Raw genomic sequence first — 18,372 nt, forward strand, 5'->3', positions numbered from 1 at the left:
ATGTTTCGACGTCAGGCTCTGGCGCTCGGCAGCTTGCTGCTGGGCGCGGTTACCCTGGGCGGCTGGACGCTGTTCAAGCAAAAGGACAAGAGTCCGCTGCTGCTTTCGGCACGGGACGATGGTGAAGGCAATCACTTCGCCGTCGGCTATCGATTGGACGGCACCCGGGTGTTCGCCACCCAGGTCGGCCAGCGCTGCCATGACATCATCAATCATCCGACGCTGCCGATCGCGTTTTTCGTTGCCCGCCGTCCAGGCACCGAAAGCTATCTGATCGACCTGCGCGACGGCAGGCTGCTACAAACCATCGCCTCGCGGCCGAACCGGCATTTCTACGGCCATGCGGTGATCCACAAGGGTGGCGAATGGTTGTACACCACGGAGAACGACACTCGCGATCCGGGCCGCGGCCTGCTGGGCATGTACCGCTTCGAAGGCGAGCGGCTGGTGCACAGCGGCGAAATTCCAACCCATGGCATCGGTCCTCATCAGGTGTCGTGGATGCCCGACGGCGAGACGCTGGTGGTGGCCAACGGTGGCATCCGCACCGAGGCCGAGAGCCGGGTCGAGATGAATCTCGATGCCATGGAACCCAGCCTGGTGCTGATGCAGCGCGACGGTACTTTGTTGAGCAAGGAAACCCTCCCTCAGCAAATGAATAGCGTGCGCCATTTGGGCATTGCCAGCGATGGGACCATCGTCTCCGGCCAGCAATTCATGGGGGCGGCCCACGAGCCGTCGGAACTGCTGGCGATCAAGCGCCCGGGCCAACCCTTCAAGGCGTTCCCGGTGCCCGAATACCAATTGCAAGCCATGGGGCACTACACCGCCAGCGTCGCCGTGCACAGCGAACTGCGCCTGGTGGCCCTGACGGCTCCACGGGGCAACCGCTTTTTCATTTGGGACCTGGACAGCGGCGAGGTTCGCCTGGACGCGCCTTTGCCGGATTGCGCCGGAGTCGGCGCGGTGGCCGACGGCTTCGTCGTGACGTCGGGCCAAGGGCGCTGCCGCTACTACGATTGCCGTCAATCACAATTGGTTGCGAAACCGCTGGACCTGCCGGCAGGGCTCTGGGACAACCATTTGCACCTGGCCTGAGCGAGGGAGCGAAGGGCGTCGGTGCAAGGCGCCCTGATTTTTCGGAACAATCCTACACCCCACTGACCCTAGAGCATCTGGAATACCCCGCGCACTCAGGGTAATGTGCCCGCCTATCTGTATTTTCTCTCAGCTCTTTTCCAAGGAAGTGGAACATGCTGCGACGCCGCATGCTGATCATGTTGGGTGTTGTCCTGCTGGTGGTGCTGTTGCTGGCAGGCTACAAGGCCTTCTCCATCTACCAGCAGATCCAGATGTTTTCTGCCCCGAAACCACCAGTCAGCGTTGCCGTGGCCAAGGCCACCGAGCAGCCCTGGCAGTCTCGCCTGCCCACCGTCGGCAGCCTCAAGGCCTCGCAAGGCGTTGACCTGAGCCTGGAAATTGCCGGGACGGTACAAAAGCTTCAGTTCGAATCGGGGCAGAAGGTCAAGGCCGGCCAACCGCTCCTGCAACTGGACACCGAAGTCGAAAGCGCCCTGCTGGAAACCGCCCAGGCGGACCTTGGCCTGTCGCAGCTGGATTTCGGCCGGGGCCGGCAACTGGTAGGCAGCCAGGCGATTTCCAAGGGTGAGTTCGACCGGCTCTCAGCCCAGTTGAAGAAAAACCAGGCCACGGTCAACCAGCTCAAGGCCTCGCTGGCAAAGAAACACATCGTCGCGCCGTTCAGTGGCACCATCGGCATTCGCCAGGTGGACATCGGCGATTACCTGGCCAGCGGCACGGTGATCGCCACCCTGCAGGACCTCAGCAGCCTGTATGTGGATTTCTATGTCCCGGAACAGTCGGTGCCTCGACTCGCCGTGGCCCAACCCGTCAATGTCAATGTCTCGGCCTACCCAGGCCAGACGTTCGTCGGCACCATCAGCGCCATCAATCCCAAGGTCGAGGACAGCACCCGCAACGTGCTGGTGCGCGCGACCCTCGCCAACCCCGACGGCAAGCTGCTGCCCGGCATGTTCGCCGACCTGCAGGTGATCCTGCCGGACGTGGCTGCCGGGATCGTCGTACCGGAAAGCGCCGTGACCTACACCCTCTACGGCAACTCCATGTACGTAGTGACCCAGAAGAAAGCCGCCGACGGCAATGTCGAGAAAGATGACAAGGGCCAGCCGGTCCTGATTGCCGAGCGCCGCTTCGTCGAAACGGGAGAGCGCCGGGACGGGCAAGTCCTGGTGACCAAGGGCCTGCAAAGTGGCGAGGAAGTGGTCATCGGCGGCCAGATCAAGCTGGACAACGGTACGCCCGTCGCCATCAGTGACGACAAGACCCTGACCGAACAGAACAGCTCGCCGCGCGCGGACTGATCAAGGAACCCCCATGGCTTTTACCGATCCGTTCATCCGCCGCCCGGTGCTCGCCACCGTGGTCAGCCTGTTGATCGTGCTGCTGGGCTTCCAGGCCTGGAGCAAACTGCCCCTGCGTCAGTATCCACAAATGGAAAACGCGCTGATCACGGTGACCACCGCCTATCCCGGCGCCAACGCCGAGACCATCCAGGGCTACATCACCCAGCCGATGCAACAGAGCCTGGCCAGTGCCGAGGGCATCGACTACATGACCTCGGTCAGTCGGCAGAATTTCTCGGTGATCTCGGTCTATGCCCGCATTGGCTCCAACAGCGACCGGCTCTTCACCGAACTGCTGGCCAAGGCCAACGAAGTCAAGAACCAGTTGCCCCAGGATGCCGAGGACCCGGTGCTCAGCCGTGAGGCTGCCGATGCCTCGGCGCTGATGTACATCAGTTTCTTCAGCAAGGAACTGAACAACCCGCAGATTACCGACTACCTGTCGCGGGTGATCCAGCCGAAGCTGGCGACACTCCCCGGCATGGCCGAAGCGGAGATCCTCGGCAACCAGGTCTTTGCCATGCGCTTGTGGCTGGACCCGGTCAAGCTCGCGGGCTTTGGCCTGACCGCCGCCGACGTGACCAACGCCGTGCGCCAGCACAACTTCGTCTCCGCCGCCGGCGAGGTGAAAGGCGAATACGTCGTCACCAGCATCAACGCCAACACCGAACTCAAGTCCGCCGAAGCCTTCGCAGGCATACCCCTCAAGACCGACGGTGACAGCCGCGTCTTGCTACAGGACGTGGCGCGGGTGGAGATGGGCGCCGAAAACTACGACACCATCAGTTCCTTTGGCGGCACTCCCTCGGTGTACATCGGCATCAAGGCCACGCCCGGCGCCAACCCGCTGGATGTGATCAAGGAAGTTCGCAAGATCATGCCGGAGATGGAAGCCCAGCTTCCGACCAACCTCAAGGCCGAGATCGCCTACGACGCCACGCTCTTCATCCAGGCCTCCATCGACGAGGTGGTAAAAACCCTGTTTGAGGCGGTCCTGATCGTCATTGTCGTGGTGTTCCTGTTCCTCGGCGCCTTGCGTTCGGTGCTCATCCCGGTGGTGACCATTCCCCTGTCGATGATCGGGGTCATGTTCTTCATGCAGTTGATGGGCTATTCCATGAACCTGCTGACACTGCTGGCCATGGTGTTGGCGATCGGCCTGGTGGTGGATGATGCCATCGTGGTGGTGGAGAACATCCATCGACATATGGAGGAAGGCAAGACCCCGTTCGACGCTGCCATAGAAGGCGCCCGGGAAATCGCCATGCCGGTGGTTTCGATGACCATCACGCTGGCGGCGGTTTACGCGCCTATCGGCCTGCTCGAAGGCCTGACGGGCGCGCTGTTCAAGGAGTTCGCCCTGACCTTGGCCGGGGCGGTGGTGATATCCGGCATCGTCGCCCTGACCCTGTCGCCGATGATGTGCGCGATGCTGCTGCGCCATGACCAGAATTCCTCGGGGCTGGCCCATCGGCTGGACGTAATCTTCGAACGCCTGAAGAACCGTTACCAGCGCATGCTTCATGCCACGCTCGAAACCAGGCCCGTGGTGCTGGTGTTTGCGGTGATCGTGCTGCTGTTGATCCCGGTATTGATCATGTTCACCAAGTCCGAGCTGGCGCCAGACGAAGACCAGGGCATCATATTCATGATGGCCAATGCGCCAAAGACGACCAACCTCGATTACCTGAACGCCTATACCGATCACTTCATCACGATCTTCAAGGAATTCCCTGAATACTATTCTTCCTTTCAGATCAACGGCTATAACGGCGTGCAGTCGGGCATTGGCGGCTTCCTGCTCAAGCCCTGGAATGAACGCAACCGCACCCAGATGGAGATCCTGCCGGAGGTCCAGGCCAAGCTGGAAAGCATCCCGGGCCTGCAGATCTTTGGCTTCAACCTGCCCTCGCTGCCGGGCACGGGCGAAGGGTTGCCCTTCGAGTTCGTCATCAATTCGCCGAAGGACTACACGACGCTTCTGCAAATTGCCGAGCGAGTCAAGAAACGCGCGCTGGAGTCCGGCAAGTTCGCCTTCATGGACATTGACCTGGCTTTCGACAAGCCCGAGGTCGTGGTGGATATCGATCGGGCCAAGGCTGCCCAGATGGGTGTTTCCATGCAGGACCTGGGCGGAACCCTGGCGACGTTGCTGGGCGAGTCGGAGATCAACCGCTTTACCCTGGAAGGACGCAGCTACAAGGTAATAGCCCAGGTCGAACGACCGTTCCGGGACAATCCGGACTGGCTGAACAACTACTACGTCAAGAATGCCCAGGGTGAATCGCTCCCGCTCTCGACGCTGATCAAGGTCAGCGACCAGGCACGACCGCGGCAACTGAACCAGTTCCAGCAGCTCAACGCCGTGACGATCTCGGGTTTTCCCACGGTGAGCATGGGCGAGGCCATCGAGACGGTCCGCCAGATCGCTCGCGAGGAAGCACCGGTGGGGTTCGCCTTCGACTACGCAGGGGCTTCACGCCAATTCGTACAGGAAGGCAGCGCGTTGTGGGGAACCTTCGCCCTGGCCCTGGCGATCATTTTCCTGGTGCTGGCGGCGCAGTTCGAAAGCTTCCGGGATCCGCTGGTAATCCTGGTGACGGTGCCCTTGTCAATCTGCGGCGCATTGATCCCGCTGTTCCTCGGCTGGTCGAGCATGAACATCTATACCCAGGTAGGCCTGGTGACGTTGATCGGGCTTATCAGCAAGCACGGCATCCTGATCGTCGAGTTCGCTAACCAGCTACGCAAGGAACAAGGGCTGAGCCCGCGCGAGGCCGTGGAACAAGCCGCATCGATTCGTCTGCGGCCAGTGTTGATGACCACTGCGGCGATGGTATTCGGCATGGTGCCGTTGATCCTGGCCACCGGTGCCGGGGCGGTGAGCCGCTTCGACATCGGCACAGTGATCGCCACGGGAATGTCGGTGGGTACCTTGTTCACACTGTTCGTGTTGCCTTGCGTCTACACCTTGCTGGCAAAACCGCAGAAGCGGTAACACAGGCTGCCGGAACAATGCTGACCTAAAAAAACAAAGGCCTCGCAAATGCGAGGCCTTTGTTTTAAGTCATGAAACTCAACTTTGCGGCTTCATGCCTTGAGACAGGCCAAACATGAACAACAGCAGATCGTTGTCCGGTTGGATCGCCTCGCTGGCCTTGGCAATCCGAGGCACAGGGCAATGGGCGCCCACCGTGGAAGCACTGAGAATCTGCGAGCGCGGCTGTTCCCATACCGCCACCGCCATTGACGTAACTGCCAGGGCTCCGATCAAGAACAAACCTCTAGCAATTTCTACTTTCATCGCTATAAACCTTTGATAGCGCTGCCAAACGCCGTTGTATAAAAGTAGACGAGTTTTTTCCAGTCGCCATCGTGGAACGACGAATGGCGCCGCAGCTGCCTCATGTCGTGGGCGGCCGCGCTGCGGGCAGTCAGGCGTTGACGGCATTTTTCCAGGTCCAGCAGTGCGATTTCAGCCTTGGCCGACTCGCCCTCCCCTGTTACACGCACGAATACGTGCTTGATATAAAGACAGCCATGCTGCCATCGCCCTTTGTGCATGCGAGCCAGGTTTTCGGCCAACGCCTGGAGGATACGGTCATGCACCGCCTCGCCATGACGTTCGCGCCCACCCGCGGCGTACCATTGTTCGATTTCCTCGAAACCGTCCAACGCTTGGGTAACCAACAGCGCGCGCCATTTATGTACCGGGTCCCTCTGCGCGCCGCAGAAAACCACCTGGGGCACCGTGACATTGAGTTCTGTCAGGGCCACCAAGGCTCGCTCTTCGCGCAGGACAGTCGGACGGCCGAAGGGGTGCAACAAGCTGCGGTAGATATGGCCGGTCTGGCGCTTGGAATAGAGCAATCCGTCGCCGTCGTTGATCCTTTGCACACCGCTTTCACCGCCCCGCCGCGTGTTGGGTTCCTCTACCCAGTCACCCCTTTGATTCCAAAAATGATCAAAGCAACTGCGAGAAGCCGCCGGGGCTTCTACTGCTTGTACAACCATGCCCATTACCCCTTGCGTAATACATAAACTCGCCACATGGCATAGAGCGGTAGGAAATCCAGTTGTTCCTGGATGCGGAAGCCAGCTTGTCGAAATTCGGCCTCCACTGTAGCAACCGGTAACACAAATCGGTTCTGGTAGTCTTTCTGCCCACGGGTTCGCTCAAGACGCTTGCGTTTCCAAGCCTTGAAATTGCCATCGACCCACAATGAAACGATGACGCTGTCGCGGCTGACACGCCCGAATTCACGCAGGATTGCCAGGCGATGCGCGGGTTCACCGATGTGGTGCAACAAACGCATGCAGAAAATGCTGTCAACGGCGTTATCAGGCAAGGCGATGTCGAACGCAGAAGTGTGCAAAGGTTGTACCCGTTTTACGACATCGGCGGGTTGGACGCTCATTGCGGTTTGCAGCATGGCTGCGGAATTGTCCGCGCCGATGATGACCCGGTTCGATTTCTCGGCCAACAAGGGCCAGAAACGTCCGGCGCCACAGGGAAGGTCCAGTACCAGGCCAGGGTCACCGGCCAGGGCCAAGGCGCGGCGCGCCAGTTGCTGGTCGCGCCGATTGGAGAGGCGGCGGCTGAACCCGCTGCGGTGTTTGTGGAAATATTGCCTGGCGTGTTGCTCGTCGTACTTTTCGGAAAAATCCAGCTTGATGGCTTTGGACATGGGGGCCCCTCCGTTATTGATGGGCCCAGCCTATGAACAGATGTGTCATCGCCTCGTGAAAAAACCGTCATGGATCTGAACCAATCATTTCAAGGCTTTTCCGGGACGCACTTCAACCCTTTGGATTCAGCTCCACCTCGAAACGGCAACCGTTGGGCTCCATCGTACTGAGGCTCACTGTCCAGCCCTGGTCCTCGCAGATTCGCTGTACCAGCGAAAGGCCCAGCCCCAAGCCCTCGCCACGCTTTTCATTACCTCGCACGAATGGCTCGAACATCGCCTCGCGCTTCTCTTCGGGGATGCCCACGCCGCTGTCCTCGACCATGAACCCAGTGACCGTCAGGGAGACGCGGATAAACCCCTGGTCGGTGTAATGCAAGGCATTACGCAGCAAGTTGCCCATGACGGCGGTCAGGAATGTGGCGTTGTACAGCGTATCGGCCGTTTGCCCGGGCTCGAAGATCAACGTCAAACCTTTGGACTCGATCGGCGCGCGCCAGACACCGAGCAGGTTGTCCGCTACCTGTCCAAGGGTCGAGCGAGGGGAGATTCCATTGTCTTCGCGCTGGGCCCGGGCAAGCATGAGGAAGGTCTGCACCAACTCACGCATCTCCTCACTGGCCCGGTTGATGCGTTCAACCTGGGTACGCCCCCGCTGGTCAAGCGCCGGGTTTTCCAACAGCAATTCGCAAGACGTGGCCAGGACCATCAACGGCGTGCGCAATTCATGGCTGACGTCGCTGGTGAACAAACGTTCACGGGTCAAGGCTTGGCGCAATCGGCCCAACGTAGCGTCGAACGCCACGGCCAGCTCGCCCACTTCGTCGGCGGCATAGTCCGGCGCGAGCGGCGGGGCAAGTCCAAGGAGCTGGTCGCGATGCCGCACTTGGCGAGCCAGACGCACCACAGGTGCCATCACTCGACGTGCCAGCACCCATCCGAGGAATACCGCCAGCGCCAGGCTGAGCACGAAGCCCACCAACACCACGGCGAACAGTACCCGTTCGCGCTCCTCGAAATCGCTCTGGTCTTGCAGCAATACGTAATGGCGACCGTCAACGATTTCCACCATCGCGTGGTAGGACAGTTGCTCACGAAACACTTCATGAAAGCCCCGATCCAGGTGACGCAGGTCCTTGGGCAACTCGAAGTCACCCGGACCGCCGCTGAAATAGAACAACTGATCGGGTTCAGGCCGATGGCTCCAGTCGGAGACGCTGTCCATCAGCAGTAGACGTTGCAGGTCACCGCCAAGGCCGGCGGAAATCAGTTTTTCCTCCACCAGGTGAACGGTTGCCACGATGCCCAGGGCAAATGCGCCCGCCACCAACGCGCTCATCAAGGCGAACGCGATGATGATCCGTTGGGCAAGGCTCTGCTTAAACTCCATCCCGGCCCTCGGCCAAGCGGTAACCGACGCCATGCACCGTGTGCAGCAGTGGTTTCTCGAACGGTTTGTCGATCACCTGGCGCAGTTGGTGGACGTGGCTGCGCAGGCTGTCGCTGTCCGGGCAATCATCGCCCCACAGGGCTTCTTCGAGGATTTCGCGGCGCAGCACGTGGGGGCTTTTCTGCATCAGTACCGCGAGCAACTTGAGGCCAACGGGGTTGAGCTTGAGCAACCGGCCCTCACGGGTCACTTCCAACGTGTCGAGGTCGTAGCTCAGGTCGCCGACCTGCAACGCGCGACGCCCGCCACCCTGGGCCCGACGCATCACCGCTTCGATCCGCGCGGCCAGCTCCGACAACGCAAAAGGCTTGACCAGGTAATCGTCAGCCCCGGACTTGAATCCCTGCAGGCGGTCGTCCAGTTGGTCCCGCGCGGTGAGCATGATCACCGGCGTATCACGCCGGGCGTCTTCACGCAGGCGCTTGCACAAGGTGTAGCCATCGATGCCTGGCAGCATGATGTCGAGCACGATCAGGTCGTAGTGCTCGGTCGCGGCCAGGTGCAAACCCGACAAACCATCCTGGGCACAATCAACGGTATAACCCTTGAGTCCCAGGTAATCGGCCAGGTTGGCCAGGATGTCGCGGTTGTCTTCGACCAATAGAATTCGCATGGGCATCTCTCCTGCACACGTAGGCAATCGTCGTGGCCCGCGCAGCTTAAGGCCAAGCGTGTTCCGCGGCTAGGGTTGTCTCGGCGGGGGTTGGGGCATTGACGAGTTTTTCACCCCGCATTCACGCCTGCCCAACGCGACGCGGACGAGACTGGGCGCAACCTGCTGCTCAAGAACATCCACAAAAGGTACTGTCCATGGTTTGCGCTAGCCTTCGCCCTGTTTCAAGGCCATTGAATTTCGGAATCGCGCTGGGGGTGCCTGTAGTTGTTGCGCTGATCCTGGTGGTGCTGGAACTGACTACGCTTGACATGGATCTTGCCAGGCTTTTCTACAGTGCGGCCGAGGGCGGATTCATCGGACGGCACAGTTTTTTTCTCGAAGACATCCTGCACGACCGGGCCAAGCAGATGGTCATCGTCTTCTGCATCCTGGCGGTCGCGGGGTTCATCGCTTCGTTTTTTGTCGATCGCCTCAAACCGTTCAAGCGTGAACTCGGTTGCCTGGTCTTATCGCTAGCGCTGGCAACGGCGTTTGTCACGCCGCTGAAGGCCGTGACGGCGGTGCAATGCCCTTGGAGCCTGAAGGAGTTTGGCGGCAAGGAAACCTACAGTGAATTGCTGAGCCCGCGCCCGGCCACTGACAAGCCCGGCCGTTGCTGGCCCGGCGGACATGCCGCAACGGGGTTCACGCTGTTTGCGCTGTTCTTCGTATTACGCGACCGCCGTCCCCGCCTGGCCCGTCAATCACTGGTATTTGCCTTCGCACTGGGCACCGTTTTCTCGGTGGGTCGGATGATGCAAGGGGCGCATTTTTTCTCCCATAACGTGTGGACAGCGGTGTTCTGTTGGCTGATCTGCCTGGGGTGTTACTACTTCGTGCTGTATCGACCGGCTGCCATGGCTGATCGCGCAGCGCTGAACCAACCCGCTAACGCCTGAGCATGGAATAACCCTGTGGGAGCGAGCTCGCTCGCGATTGCGGTGTGTCAGTTTCCATATCTGGCACTGATGTACCGTCATCGCGAGCAAGCTCGCTCCCACAGGTCCCCCCAGGAAAAATGCGCCCCCGCGCCAAAATCCAAGGCAATAAAAAACCCCGCTTGCTTTCGCAGGCGGGGTTTTTCGCTACAGGGGTAAGGCTGGCTTACATCATGCCGCCCATGCCACCCATGCCGCCCATGTCTGGCATGCCGCCGCCAGCTGGAGCGTCTTCCTTGATTTCAGCGATCATCGCCTCGGTGGTGATCATCAGGCTGGCAATCGACGAAGCCGCTTGCAGAGCCGAACGAGTCACTTTGGCTGGGTCCAGGATACCCATTTCGATCATGTCGCCGTATTCGCCGGTAGCAGCGTTGTAACCGTAGTTACCCGAACCCTGCTTGACCTTGTCGACCACTACGCTTGGCTCGTCGCCGGAGTTGGCAACGATCTGACGCAGAGGTGCTTCGACAGCGCGACGCAGCAGTTGGATACCGACGTTCTGGTCGTCGTTGTCGCCTTTCAGCTCGCTGATGGCTTGCAGAGCACGAACCAGTGCCACGCCGCCGCCAGGTACCACGCCTTCTTCAACGGCTGCGCGGGTTGCGTGCAGGGCGTCTTCAACGCGGGCTTTCTTCTCTTTCATTTCAACTTCGGAACCGGCGCCAACCTTGATCACCGCAACGCCGCCGGACAGTTTGGCCAGACGCTCTTGCAGTTTTTCACGGTCGTAGTCGGACGAGGTCTCGGCCACTTGTGCACGGATCTGGGTCACACGGGCCTGGATATCGGCATCGTTGCCAGCACCGTCGATCACGGTGGTGTTTTCCTTGGACAGGATCACGCGCTTGGCGTTACCCAGATGCTCCAGGGTGGTGCTTTCCAGGCTCAGGCCGATCTCTTCGGAGATAACGGTACCGCCGGTCAGGACGGCGATGTCCTGCAGCATGGCCTTGCGACGGTCGCCGAAGCCTGGAGCCTTGACGGCTGCAACCTTGACGATGCCACGCATGTTGTTCACAACCAGAGTCGCCAGGGCTTCGCCTTCGACGTCTTCAGCCACGATCAGCAGTGGGCGGCCGGCTTTGGCAACGGCTTCCAGCACTGGCAGCATTTCGCGGATGTTGGAGATCTTCTTGTCGACCAGCAGGATCAGCGGGCTGTCCAGCTCGGCAACCATGGTGTCTGGCTTGTTGACGAAGTACGGGGACAGGTAGCCACGGTCGAACTGCATGCCTTCTACAACCGACAGTTCGTTTTCCAGGCCCGAGCCTTCTTCAACGGTGATCACGCCTTCCTTGCCGACTTTTTCCATGGCTTCGGCAATGATGTCGCCGATGGAGTTGTCGGAGTTGGCGGAAATGGTACCAACCTGGGCGATTGCCTTGGAGTCAGCGCAAGGCTTGGCCAGACCCTTCAGTTCCTTGACGATGGCGATGGTCGCCTTGTCGATGCCGCGCTTGAGGTCCATCGGGTTCATGCCGGCAGCGACGGCTTTCAGGCCTTCGTTGACGATCGACTGGGCCAGTACGGTCGCGGTGGTGGTACCGTCACCAGCGTCATCGTTGGCACGGGAGGCAACGTCTTTGACCAGTTGCGCGCCCATGTTTTCGAAGCGGTCCTTGAGCTCGATTTCCTTGGCTACGGAAACGCCGTCCTTGGTGATGGTCGGAGCGCCGAAGCTCTTCTCGATGATCACGTTACGGCCTTTCGGGCCCAGGGTCGCTTTTACTGCGTCAGCCAGGACGTTGACACCGGCGAGCATTTTCTTGCGGGCGGAATCGCCGAATTTAACTTCTTTAGCAGCCATGATCGATATTCCTTAAATACTTTGTAGTAGCGGGAAAATGAGCGGGGAAATCAGCCTTCGAGAACAGCGAGGATTTCGTTCTCGCTCATGACCAGCAGGTCTTCGCCGTCGACTTTCACAGTGTTGCTGCCGGAGTAAGGGCCAAACACAACCTTGTCACCCACTTTCACGGCCGGCGCACGTACTTCACCGTTGTCCAGTGCCTTGCCTGGACCTACAGCGAGAACTTCACCGTGGTTGGCTTTTTCAGCAGCCGAACCTGGCAGGACGATACCGCCAGCGGTTTTCTTCTCTTCTTCGCTGCGACGGATGACGACGCGGTCATGCAGAGGACGAAGCTTCATTGTCGATCTCTCCTAATTTTGGTTTTCATCGGCCGGTGTAGTCCCGGCGGGTTTAACAAAAGCCGGCGGAGCCGGGGTGCGGTTCGTCAAGCGAACCGCGGAAGTCTGTCCAGTGTCGCCACCGGAAACCTTGCGGTGACCCATACATAAGGGCGTGCAAGTCGATTACAAGGGGCGGCGATGAAAATTTTTGCTTTACGAAGGCTCAAACGGACACGGCACCCGAAGGTGCCGTGCTGCTCGATAGTTGCTTGGGAAAGTTGATTGAAGGGTCACTTGGGATCGCGATGTTCGAATTCGCCTTCGATCACGTTCGGCTCGCGACCCACGGGCTCCCTGGGGGCCGGGCCGCCCCGGGACTGAAGATCATCGGCGAACGCTCGCTGGCGCATCGCCTGCTCTTCGGCACGCTGGCGCATCTTGTTGGCGAGCAAGCGGCGGGTGAACGGCAACAACATGACCAGGCCCAGCACGTCGCTGATAAAACCAGGCAGGATCAACAGGCCGCCACCCAAGGCCAGCATCAGTCCTTCGAGCATGGTCTGCGCAGGCAGCTCGCCACGGTTCAGGCTTTCACGGGCACGCAACGCCGTGGCGAGGCCGGCGATGCGCAACACGAAGACGCCAAGCATCGAGCCGAGAATGACCAGCAACAGCGCCGGGAAAAACCCGATCGCACCGCTGACCTTGACGAATACGAACAGCTCCAACACCGGGAACAGCAGAAAGAGCAATAAAAATGGGCGCATCAAAGGGTTCCTCAACGCAAGAAGACCTTGCTATGAAAACCTAAATGACGTCGCCCTTTCGTGAATTCAAGCATCGACCTCGGCATTTTTTGGCCATTGCTCGGCGTGAGCCAGATAAACCAAGGCTTCGCGCACTTGTGTCGGCGTGTTGCAAGGGTTCGGAAACGCCAGCCAATACAGCCCTTGTCCGATGCGCAAGTGCATACCTTCGCTGTCGATGCCGACCAAACGCGCCGGTTCGTTTTTCGGCAGACCGCTCAATTCCACGTAATGGGCGATGGCCTTGGCGTGATCAGCGTTCATATGGTCGATCATGCTGGTTTCAGCCTTGCCGGCGAACGGGTTGGAGAGGGTTACCTGGTCGATCCAGTGAATGGCGCCGAACCCCCCGATGTAGCGATGGCGCACCGGATCGAGCACCCAGAAGTCGAAGTCGTGGGCCTTGTGATAGTTCTGCGACTCGGGAAAGTAGCGGTAATAACGCTCGGCGGCGGCATCGATGGCAACGCTATCTTCGAGTTTACGGGCCTCGGCCAGGTAGGTCAGGCGCCCCACGGCCTGTACATCCTCAGCGCCCCGCTCGCCCACCAGCATGGAACACTTGGGGTCTTTTTGCAGGTTGTGAGTGTGCTGGGCGATACGGCTGATCAAGACCAGCGGCCGGCCCTGGTCGTCCAGGCAATAGGGGACCACGGAGCCGAACGGAAAGCCGGGCATGGATTTGGAATGGGTGGAGAGCACTCCTCGGTACTCCTTGAGCAACAGTTCCCGGGCATGCTTGGCTGCTTCGACGCTCAATTTATGACTCCTTTAATGAAATCCGTCTAGAAAACGATCAGGCGAGTGGAGTAATGTTCCGACACCTCTGGACTGTCTCGCTTGCAGCCGGGCCAAACCCGCAAATCGAGCGCTACCTAAACAGTCCCTCCACCGCTGCGCCATCTGGACATGAGAATGCAACTCACTGACAAAATAATCATTATCACTGGCGGTTGCCAGGGCCTGGGGCGTTCCATGGCCGAGTATTTCGCCGGCAAGGGCGCGAAGCTGGCGCTGGTCGACCTCAATCAAGAGAAACTCGACCAAGCGGTCGCCGCCTGCGCCGCCAAGGGCGTCGAGGCTCGCGCCTACTTGTGCAACGTCGCCAATGAAGACCAGGTGATCGACATGGTGGCCCGCGTTGCGCAGGACTTCGGCGCGATCCATGGGCTGATCAATAACGCTGGCATCCTGCGCGATGGCCTGTTGCTCAAGGTCAAGGACGGCGAAATGACCAAGATGAGCCTGGCCCAGTGGCAGGCCGTGATCGACGTGAACCTTACAGGTGTGTTCCTGTGCACCCGTGAAGTGGCGGCCAAGATGGTCGAGCTGAAGAACAGCGGCGCGATCATCAATATCTCGTCGATCTCCCGCGCCGGCAACATCGGCCAGACCAACTACTCGGCCGCCAAGGCCGGCGTGGCCGCTGCCACCGTGACCTGGGCCAAGGAACTGGCGCGCTACGGCATCCGTGTGGCGGGCATCGCACCGGGGTTCATCGAAACCGAAATGACCCTGGGCATGAAACCAGAGGCCTTGGAACGAATGACTTCGGTGATCCCGCTCAAGCGCATGGGCAAGCCTGAGGAGATCGCGCATTCGGCGGCCTACATCTTCGAAAACGACTACTACACCGGTCGGATCCTGGAGATGGATGGTGGAATGCGGATCTAAACCCACCGCCTAGCAAAATGTGGGAGCGAGCTTGCTCGCGATGGCGCCGGGTCAGCTTGCATCAATGTTGAAATGTCAGACCGCTATCGCGAGCAGGCTCGCTCCCACAGTGGATAGGGTTTCACTCTATCAATCGTCGCTGACGGTGATGTTCGGCATCACAGGCGACGCGGCTTCCTGCAATACGATCCGCGCGCCGACGTGGCGAGCCAGCTCCTGGTAGACCATGGCGATCTGGCTGTCCGGCTCGGCGATGACGGTTGGCTTGCCACCGTCTGCCTGCTCGCGGATCACCATCGACAACGGCAGCGAGGCCAGCAGTTCGACGCCGTACTGGGTTGCCAGTTTTTCCCCACCGCCTTCACCGAACAGATGCTCGGCGTGCCCGCAGTTCGAGCAAATGTGCACGGCCATGTTCTCCACCACGCCCAGCACCGGGATGTTCACCTTGCGGAACATCTCCACGCCTTTGCGCGCATCCAGCAAGGCCAGGTCCTGGGGCGTGGTGACGATCACCGCGCCGGCCACCGGGACTTTCTGCGCCAGGGTCAGCTGAATATCGCCGGTGCCTGGCGGCATGTCGATGACCAGGTAATCCAGGTCGCCCCAGGCGGTTTGCGTGACCAACTGCAACAAGGCGCCGGACACCATCGGCCCGCGCCAGACCATGGGGGTGTTGTCATCGGTCAGGAACGCCATGGACATGACTTCCACGCCGTGTGACTGGATCGGCACGAACCATTTCTGATCCTTTATCTGTGGGCGAGTACCCTCGGCGATGCCAAACATGATGCCCTGGCTCGGACCATAGATATCCGCATCGAGAATCCCGACCTTCGCACCTTCACGGGCAAGCGCCAGCGCCAGGTTGGCGGCAGTGGTGGACTTGCCCACGCCGCCCTTGCCCGAGGCGACCGCGATGACATTCTTGACGTTCGCAAGTCCAGGCACCTGGGCCTGGGCCTTGTGAGCGGCAATGACGCTGGTCACTTCGACCTTGGCGGCCGTGACACCGTCCAGGCCCTCGATGGCCATTTGCAGCATTTGCGCCCAACCCTTCTTGAACAGATCGGCGGCGTAGCCGATTTCCAAATGGACAGTGACGCGATCGCCCTGGATATCGAGGGCCCGCACGCATCCGGCGCTGACCGGGTCCTGGTTCAGGTAGGGGTCGGTGTACTGGCGAAGGACGGCTTCCACCGCTGCGCGATTGACGGCGCTCATGGGCAACTCCGATAGCAAGACTTGAAAACAGGCCGCTATCCTACGCCGCACATGCTTTTGTGGCGACCCGATTACCATTCGAACGCTGACCTTCTTTGGCGAGGGGATTTATCCCCTCGCCAAAGGTTGGGCCTGTGCTCTCCAGCAATGCATCTGGAAACAGGCCCGTGGGGTGAAATATATTTCCCGGCGCTTTATAGTGGCCGACCTCCGTTTCATCAAGTAGCCGAGCCCCATGTCCGAGCCACGCAAGATCCTCGTCACCAGCGCCCTGCCCTACGCCAATGGTTCGATCCACCTTGGCCACATGCTGGAATACATCCAGACCGATATGTGGACGCGCTTCCAGAAACATCGCGGCAACCAATGCATTTATGTCTGCGCCGACGACGCCCACGGCTCGGCCATAATGTTGCGCGCGGAAAAAGAAGGCATCACCCCGGAACAACTGATCGCCAACGTCCAGGCTGAACACAGCGCCGACTTTGCCGAGTTCCTGGTGGACTTCGACAACTTCCACTCCACCCACGCCGAAGAAAACCGTGAGCTGTCGAGCCAGATCTACCTGAAGCTGCGTGACGCCGGGCATATTTCCACCCGGTCGGTGACCCAATATTTCGACCCGGAAAAGAAAATGTTCCTGGCCGACCGCTTCATCAAGGGCACCTGCCCGAAATGCGGCACCGAGGACCAGTACGGCGACAACTGCGAAAAATGCGGTGCCACCTACGCCCCGACCGACCTGAAAGACCCGAAATCGGCGATTTCCGGTGCAACACCGGTGCTCAGGGACTCCCAGCATTTCTTCTTCAAGCTGCCGGATTTCCAGCAGATGCTGCAGACCTGGACCCGCAGCGGCACGCTGCAGGACGCGGTTGCCAACAAGCTCGCCGAGTGGCTCGACTCGGGCCTGCAGGAGTGGGACATTTCCCGCGATGCGCCGTACTTCGGCTTCGAGATCCCTGGCGAGCCAGGCAAGTATTTCTATGTGTGGCTGGACGCGCCCATTGGCTACATGGCGAGTTTCAAGAACCTCTGCGACCGCACCCCGGGGCTGGACTTCGACGCCTTCTGGGCCAAGGATTCCACCGCCGAGGTGTATCACTTCATCGGCAAGGACATCGTCAACTTCCACGCGCTGTTCTGGCCCGCCATGCTCGAAGGCGCCGGTTTCCGCAAACCGACCGGCATCAACGTCCACGGCTACCTGACCGTCAACGGCCAGAAGATGTCCAAGTCCCGCGGCACGTTCATCAAGGCGCGGACCTACCTGGACCACCTGTCGCCCGAATACCTGCGTTACTACTACGCCGCCAAGCTCGGCCGTGGCGTCGACGACCTGGACCTGAACCTCGAAGACTTCGTGCAGAAGGTCAACTCCGACCTGGTGGGCAAGGTCGTCAACATTGCCAGCCGTTGCGCCGGTTTCATCCACAAAGGCAACGCTGGCGTGCTGGTTGCCGGTAACGCCGCGCCGGAACTGACCGACGCCTTCCTCGCCGCCGCGCCAAGCATCGCCGATGCCTATGAGAGCCGCGACTTTGCACGCGCCATGCGCGAGATCATGGCCCTGGCCGACCGCGCCAACGCGTGGATCGCCGACAAGGCACCCTGGTCGTTGGCCAAGCAGGACGGCAAGCAGGATGAAGTCCAGGCGATCTGCGCCCTGGGCATCAACCTGTTCCGCCAACTGGTGATTTTCCTCAAGCCGGTGCTGCCGCTGCTGGCCGCCGATGCCGAAGCGTTCCTCAACGTCGCGCCCCTGTCCTGGAACGATCACCAGACCCTGCTGAGCGATCATCAGTTGAACGAGTTCAAGCCGCTGATGACCCGCATCGACGCGACCAAGGTGCAAGCGATGATCGACGCCTCCAAGGAAGACCTGGCCGCCAGCCAGACCGACACCGGCGGCCCGAGCGGCAACGGCGAACTGGCCAAGGACCCGCTGTCGCCTGAAATCGACTTCGACGCCTTCGCGGCGATCGACCTGCGCGTGGCGCTGATCGTCAAGGCTGAAGCGGTCGAAGGGGCCGACAAGCTGTTGCGCCTGACCTTGGACATCGGTGACGAGCAGCGCAACGTGTTCTCCGGCATCAAGAGCGCCTACCCTGACCCAGCCAAGCTTGAAGGCCGGCTGACGATGATGATCGCCAACCTCAAGCCACGCAAAATGCGTTTCGGTATTTCCGAGGGCATGGTGATGGCGGCGGGCCCCGGCGGCGAAGAGATCTACCTGCTAAGCCCCGATAGCGGCGCCAAGCCGGGCCAGCGGATCAAGTAACGCAACTGCACGCGGCACCGATCCCACAGTCGCTAACGAGTGACTGTGGGATTTTTCATATCTGGCTCGCCGTCAC

The 18,372-nt window shown here is 60.2% G+C and carries 16 protein-coding genes; 6 read left to right on the forward strand and 10 right to left on the reverse strand.

What is annotated here, in order from left to right; genetic code table 11:
- From ACLK1G_RS09435 to ACLK1G_RS09445, 3 genes are all read left to right on the forward strand, one after another.
- Positions 1-1,098 (forward strand): DUF1513 domain-containing protein, encoded by a 1,098-nt coding sequence (locus ACLK1G_RS09435; protein ID WP_420765199.1) that lies wholly within the window; start codon positions 1-3, stop codon positions 1,096-1,098.
- A 155-nt stretch (positions 1,099-1,253) separates the two neighbouring features.
- On the forward strand, positions 1,254-2,402 hold the full coding sequence (locus ACLK1G_RS09440) for an efflux RND transporter periplasmic adaptor subunit (protein WP_420765200.1): 1,149 nt from the start codon (positions 1,254-1,256) through the stop codon (positions 2,400-2,402).
- 13 nt (positions 2,403-2,415) lie between these two features.
- Positions 2,416-5,442 carry a multidrug efflux RND transporter permease subunit gene (locus tag ACLK1G_RS09445; protein WP_420765201.1) on the forward strand — a complete coding sequence of 1,009 codons (3,027 nt, stop codon included), beginning with the start codon at positions 2,416-2,418 and terminating at the stop codon, positions 5,440-5,442.
- A gap of 78 nt (positions 5,443-5,520) precedes the next feature.
- Here ACLK1G_RS09445 and ACLK1G_RS09450 read toward each other — a convergent pair whose 3' ends face one another.
- The 5 genes from ACLK1G_RS09450 to colR form a co-directional block, all read right to left on the reverse strand.
- A complete protein-coding gene (locus ACLK1G_RS09450; protein WP_420765202.1) occupies positions 5,521-5,748 on the reverse strand; it encodes a hypothetical protein in 228 nt (75 codons plus the stop codon).
- 2 nt (positions 5,749-5,750) lie between these two features.
- Positions 5,751-6,458 carry a lipopolysaccharide kinase InaA family protein gene (locus tag ACLK1G_RS09455; RefSeq protein WP_420765203.1) on the reverse strand — a complete coding sequence of 236 codons (708 nt, stop codon included), beginning with the start codon at positions 6,456-6,458 and terminating at the stop codon, positions 5,751-5,753.
- A 5-nt stretch (positions 6,459-6,463) separates the two neighbouring features.
- The gene (locus ACLK1G_RS09460; protein WP_420765204.1) at positions 6,464-7,132 is read right to left on the reverse strand and encodes a class I SAM-dependent methyltransferase; all 669 of its coding nucleotides are present in this window, start codon (positions 7,130-7,132) and stop codon (positions 6,464-6,466) included.
- 112 nt (positions 7,133-7,244) lie between these two features.
- Positions 7,245-8,522, reverse strand: a complete 1,278-nt coding sequence (locus tag ACLK1G_RS09465; RefSeq protein WP_420765205.1) for a sensor histidine kinase — start codon at positions 8,520-8,522, stop codon at positions 7,245-7,247.
- Positions 8,512-9,195 (reverse strand): two-component system response regulator ColR, encoded by a 684-nt coding sequence (gene colR / locus ACLK1G_RS09470; RefSeq protein WP_039591775.1) that lies wholly within the window; start codon positions 9,193-9,195, stop codon positions 8,512-8,514. Before colR ends, ACLK1G_RS09465 begins: the two co-directional genes overlap by 11 nt.
- Positions 9,196-9,392: 197 nt before the next feature.
- Between colR and ACLK1G_RS09475 the strand changes: the two genes are divergently transcribed.
- Positions 9,393-10,136, forward strand: a complete 744-nt coding sequence (locus ACLK1G_RS09475) for a phosphatase PAP2 family protein (protein WP_420765206.1) — start codon at positions 9,393-9,395, stop codon at positions 10,134-10,136.
- A gap of 205 nt (positions 10,137-10,341) precedes the next feature.
- On the opposite strand, the gene groL is transcribed toward ACLK1G_RS09475, so the two are convergent.
- The 4 genes from groL to ACLK1G_RS09495 form a co-directional block, all read right to left on the reverse strand.
- Positions 10,342-11,985 (reverse strand): chaperonin GroEL, encoded by a 1,644-nt coding sequence (gene groL / locus ACLK1G_RS09480; protein WP_030142514.1) that lies wholly within the window; start codon positions 11,983-11,985, stop codon positions 10,342-10,344.
- 50 nt (positions 11,986-12,035) lie between these two features.
- Positions 12,036-12,329 (reverse strand): co-chaperone GroES, encoded by a 294-nt coding sequence (locus ACLK1G_RS09485; RefSeq protein ID WP_420765207.1) that lies wholly within the window; start codon positions 12,327-12,329, stop codon positions 12,036-12,038.
- Between the two features lie 272 nt (positions 12,330-12,601).
- On the reverse strand, positions 12,602-13,078 hold the full coding sequence (locus ACLK1G_RS09490; protein WP_420765208.1) for an FxsA family protein: 477 nt from the start codon (positions 13,076-13,078) through the stop codon (positions 12,602-12,604).
- Positions 13,079-13,144: 66 nt separating this feature from the next.
- The gene (locus ACLK1G_RS09495) at positions 13,145-13,876 is read right to left on the reverse strand and encodes a HugZ family pyridoxamine 5'-phosphate oxidase (protein ID WP_420765209.1); all 732 of its coding nucleotides are present in this window, start codon (positions 13,874-13,876) and stop codon (positions 13,145-13,147) included.
- Between the two features lie 156 nt (positions 13,877-14,032).
- On the opposite strand from ACLK1G_RS09495, the gene ACLK1G_RS09500 reads away from it, so the two are divergent.
- Entirely contained in the window at positions 14,033-14,791 is a 759-nt protein-coding gene (locus ACLK1G_RS09500) for an SDR family oxidoreductase (RefSeq protein ID WP_420765210.1), read from the forward strand.
- 129 nt (positions 14,792-14,920) lie between these two features.
- Here the strand turns inward: ACLK1G_RS09500 and apbC are convergent, their stop codons facing one another.
- Positions 14,921-16,015, reverse strand: a complete 1,095-nt coding sequence (gene apbC / locus ACLK1G_RS09505) for an iron-sulfur cluster carrier protein ApbC (RefSeq protein WP_420765211.1) — start codon at positions 16,013-16,015, stop codon at positions 14,921-14,923.
- Positions 16,016-16,250: 235 nt separating this feature from the next.
- Between apbC and metG the strand changes: the two genes are divergently transcribed.
- Entirely contained in the window at positions 16,251-18,296 is a 2,046-nt protein-coding gene (gene metG, locus ACLK1G_RS09510; RefSeq protein WP_420765212.1) for a methionine--tRNA ligase, read from the forward strand.
- The last annotated feature ends 76 nt before the right edge of the window (positions 18,297-18,372 follow it).

This window comes from Pseudomonas algeriensis, from assembly GCF_048847255.1.
Taxonomy (GTDB): Bacteria; Pseudomonadota; Gammaproteobacteria; order Pseudomonadales; family Pseudomonadaceae; genus Aquipseudomonas.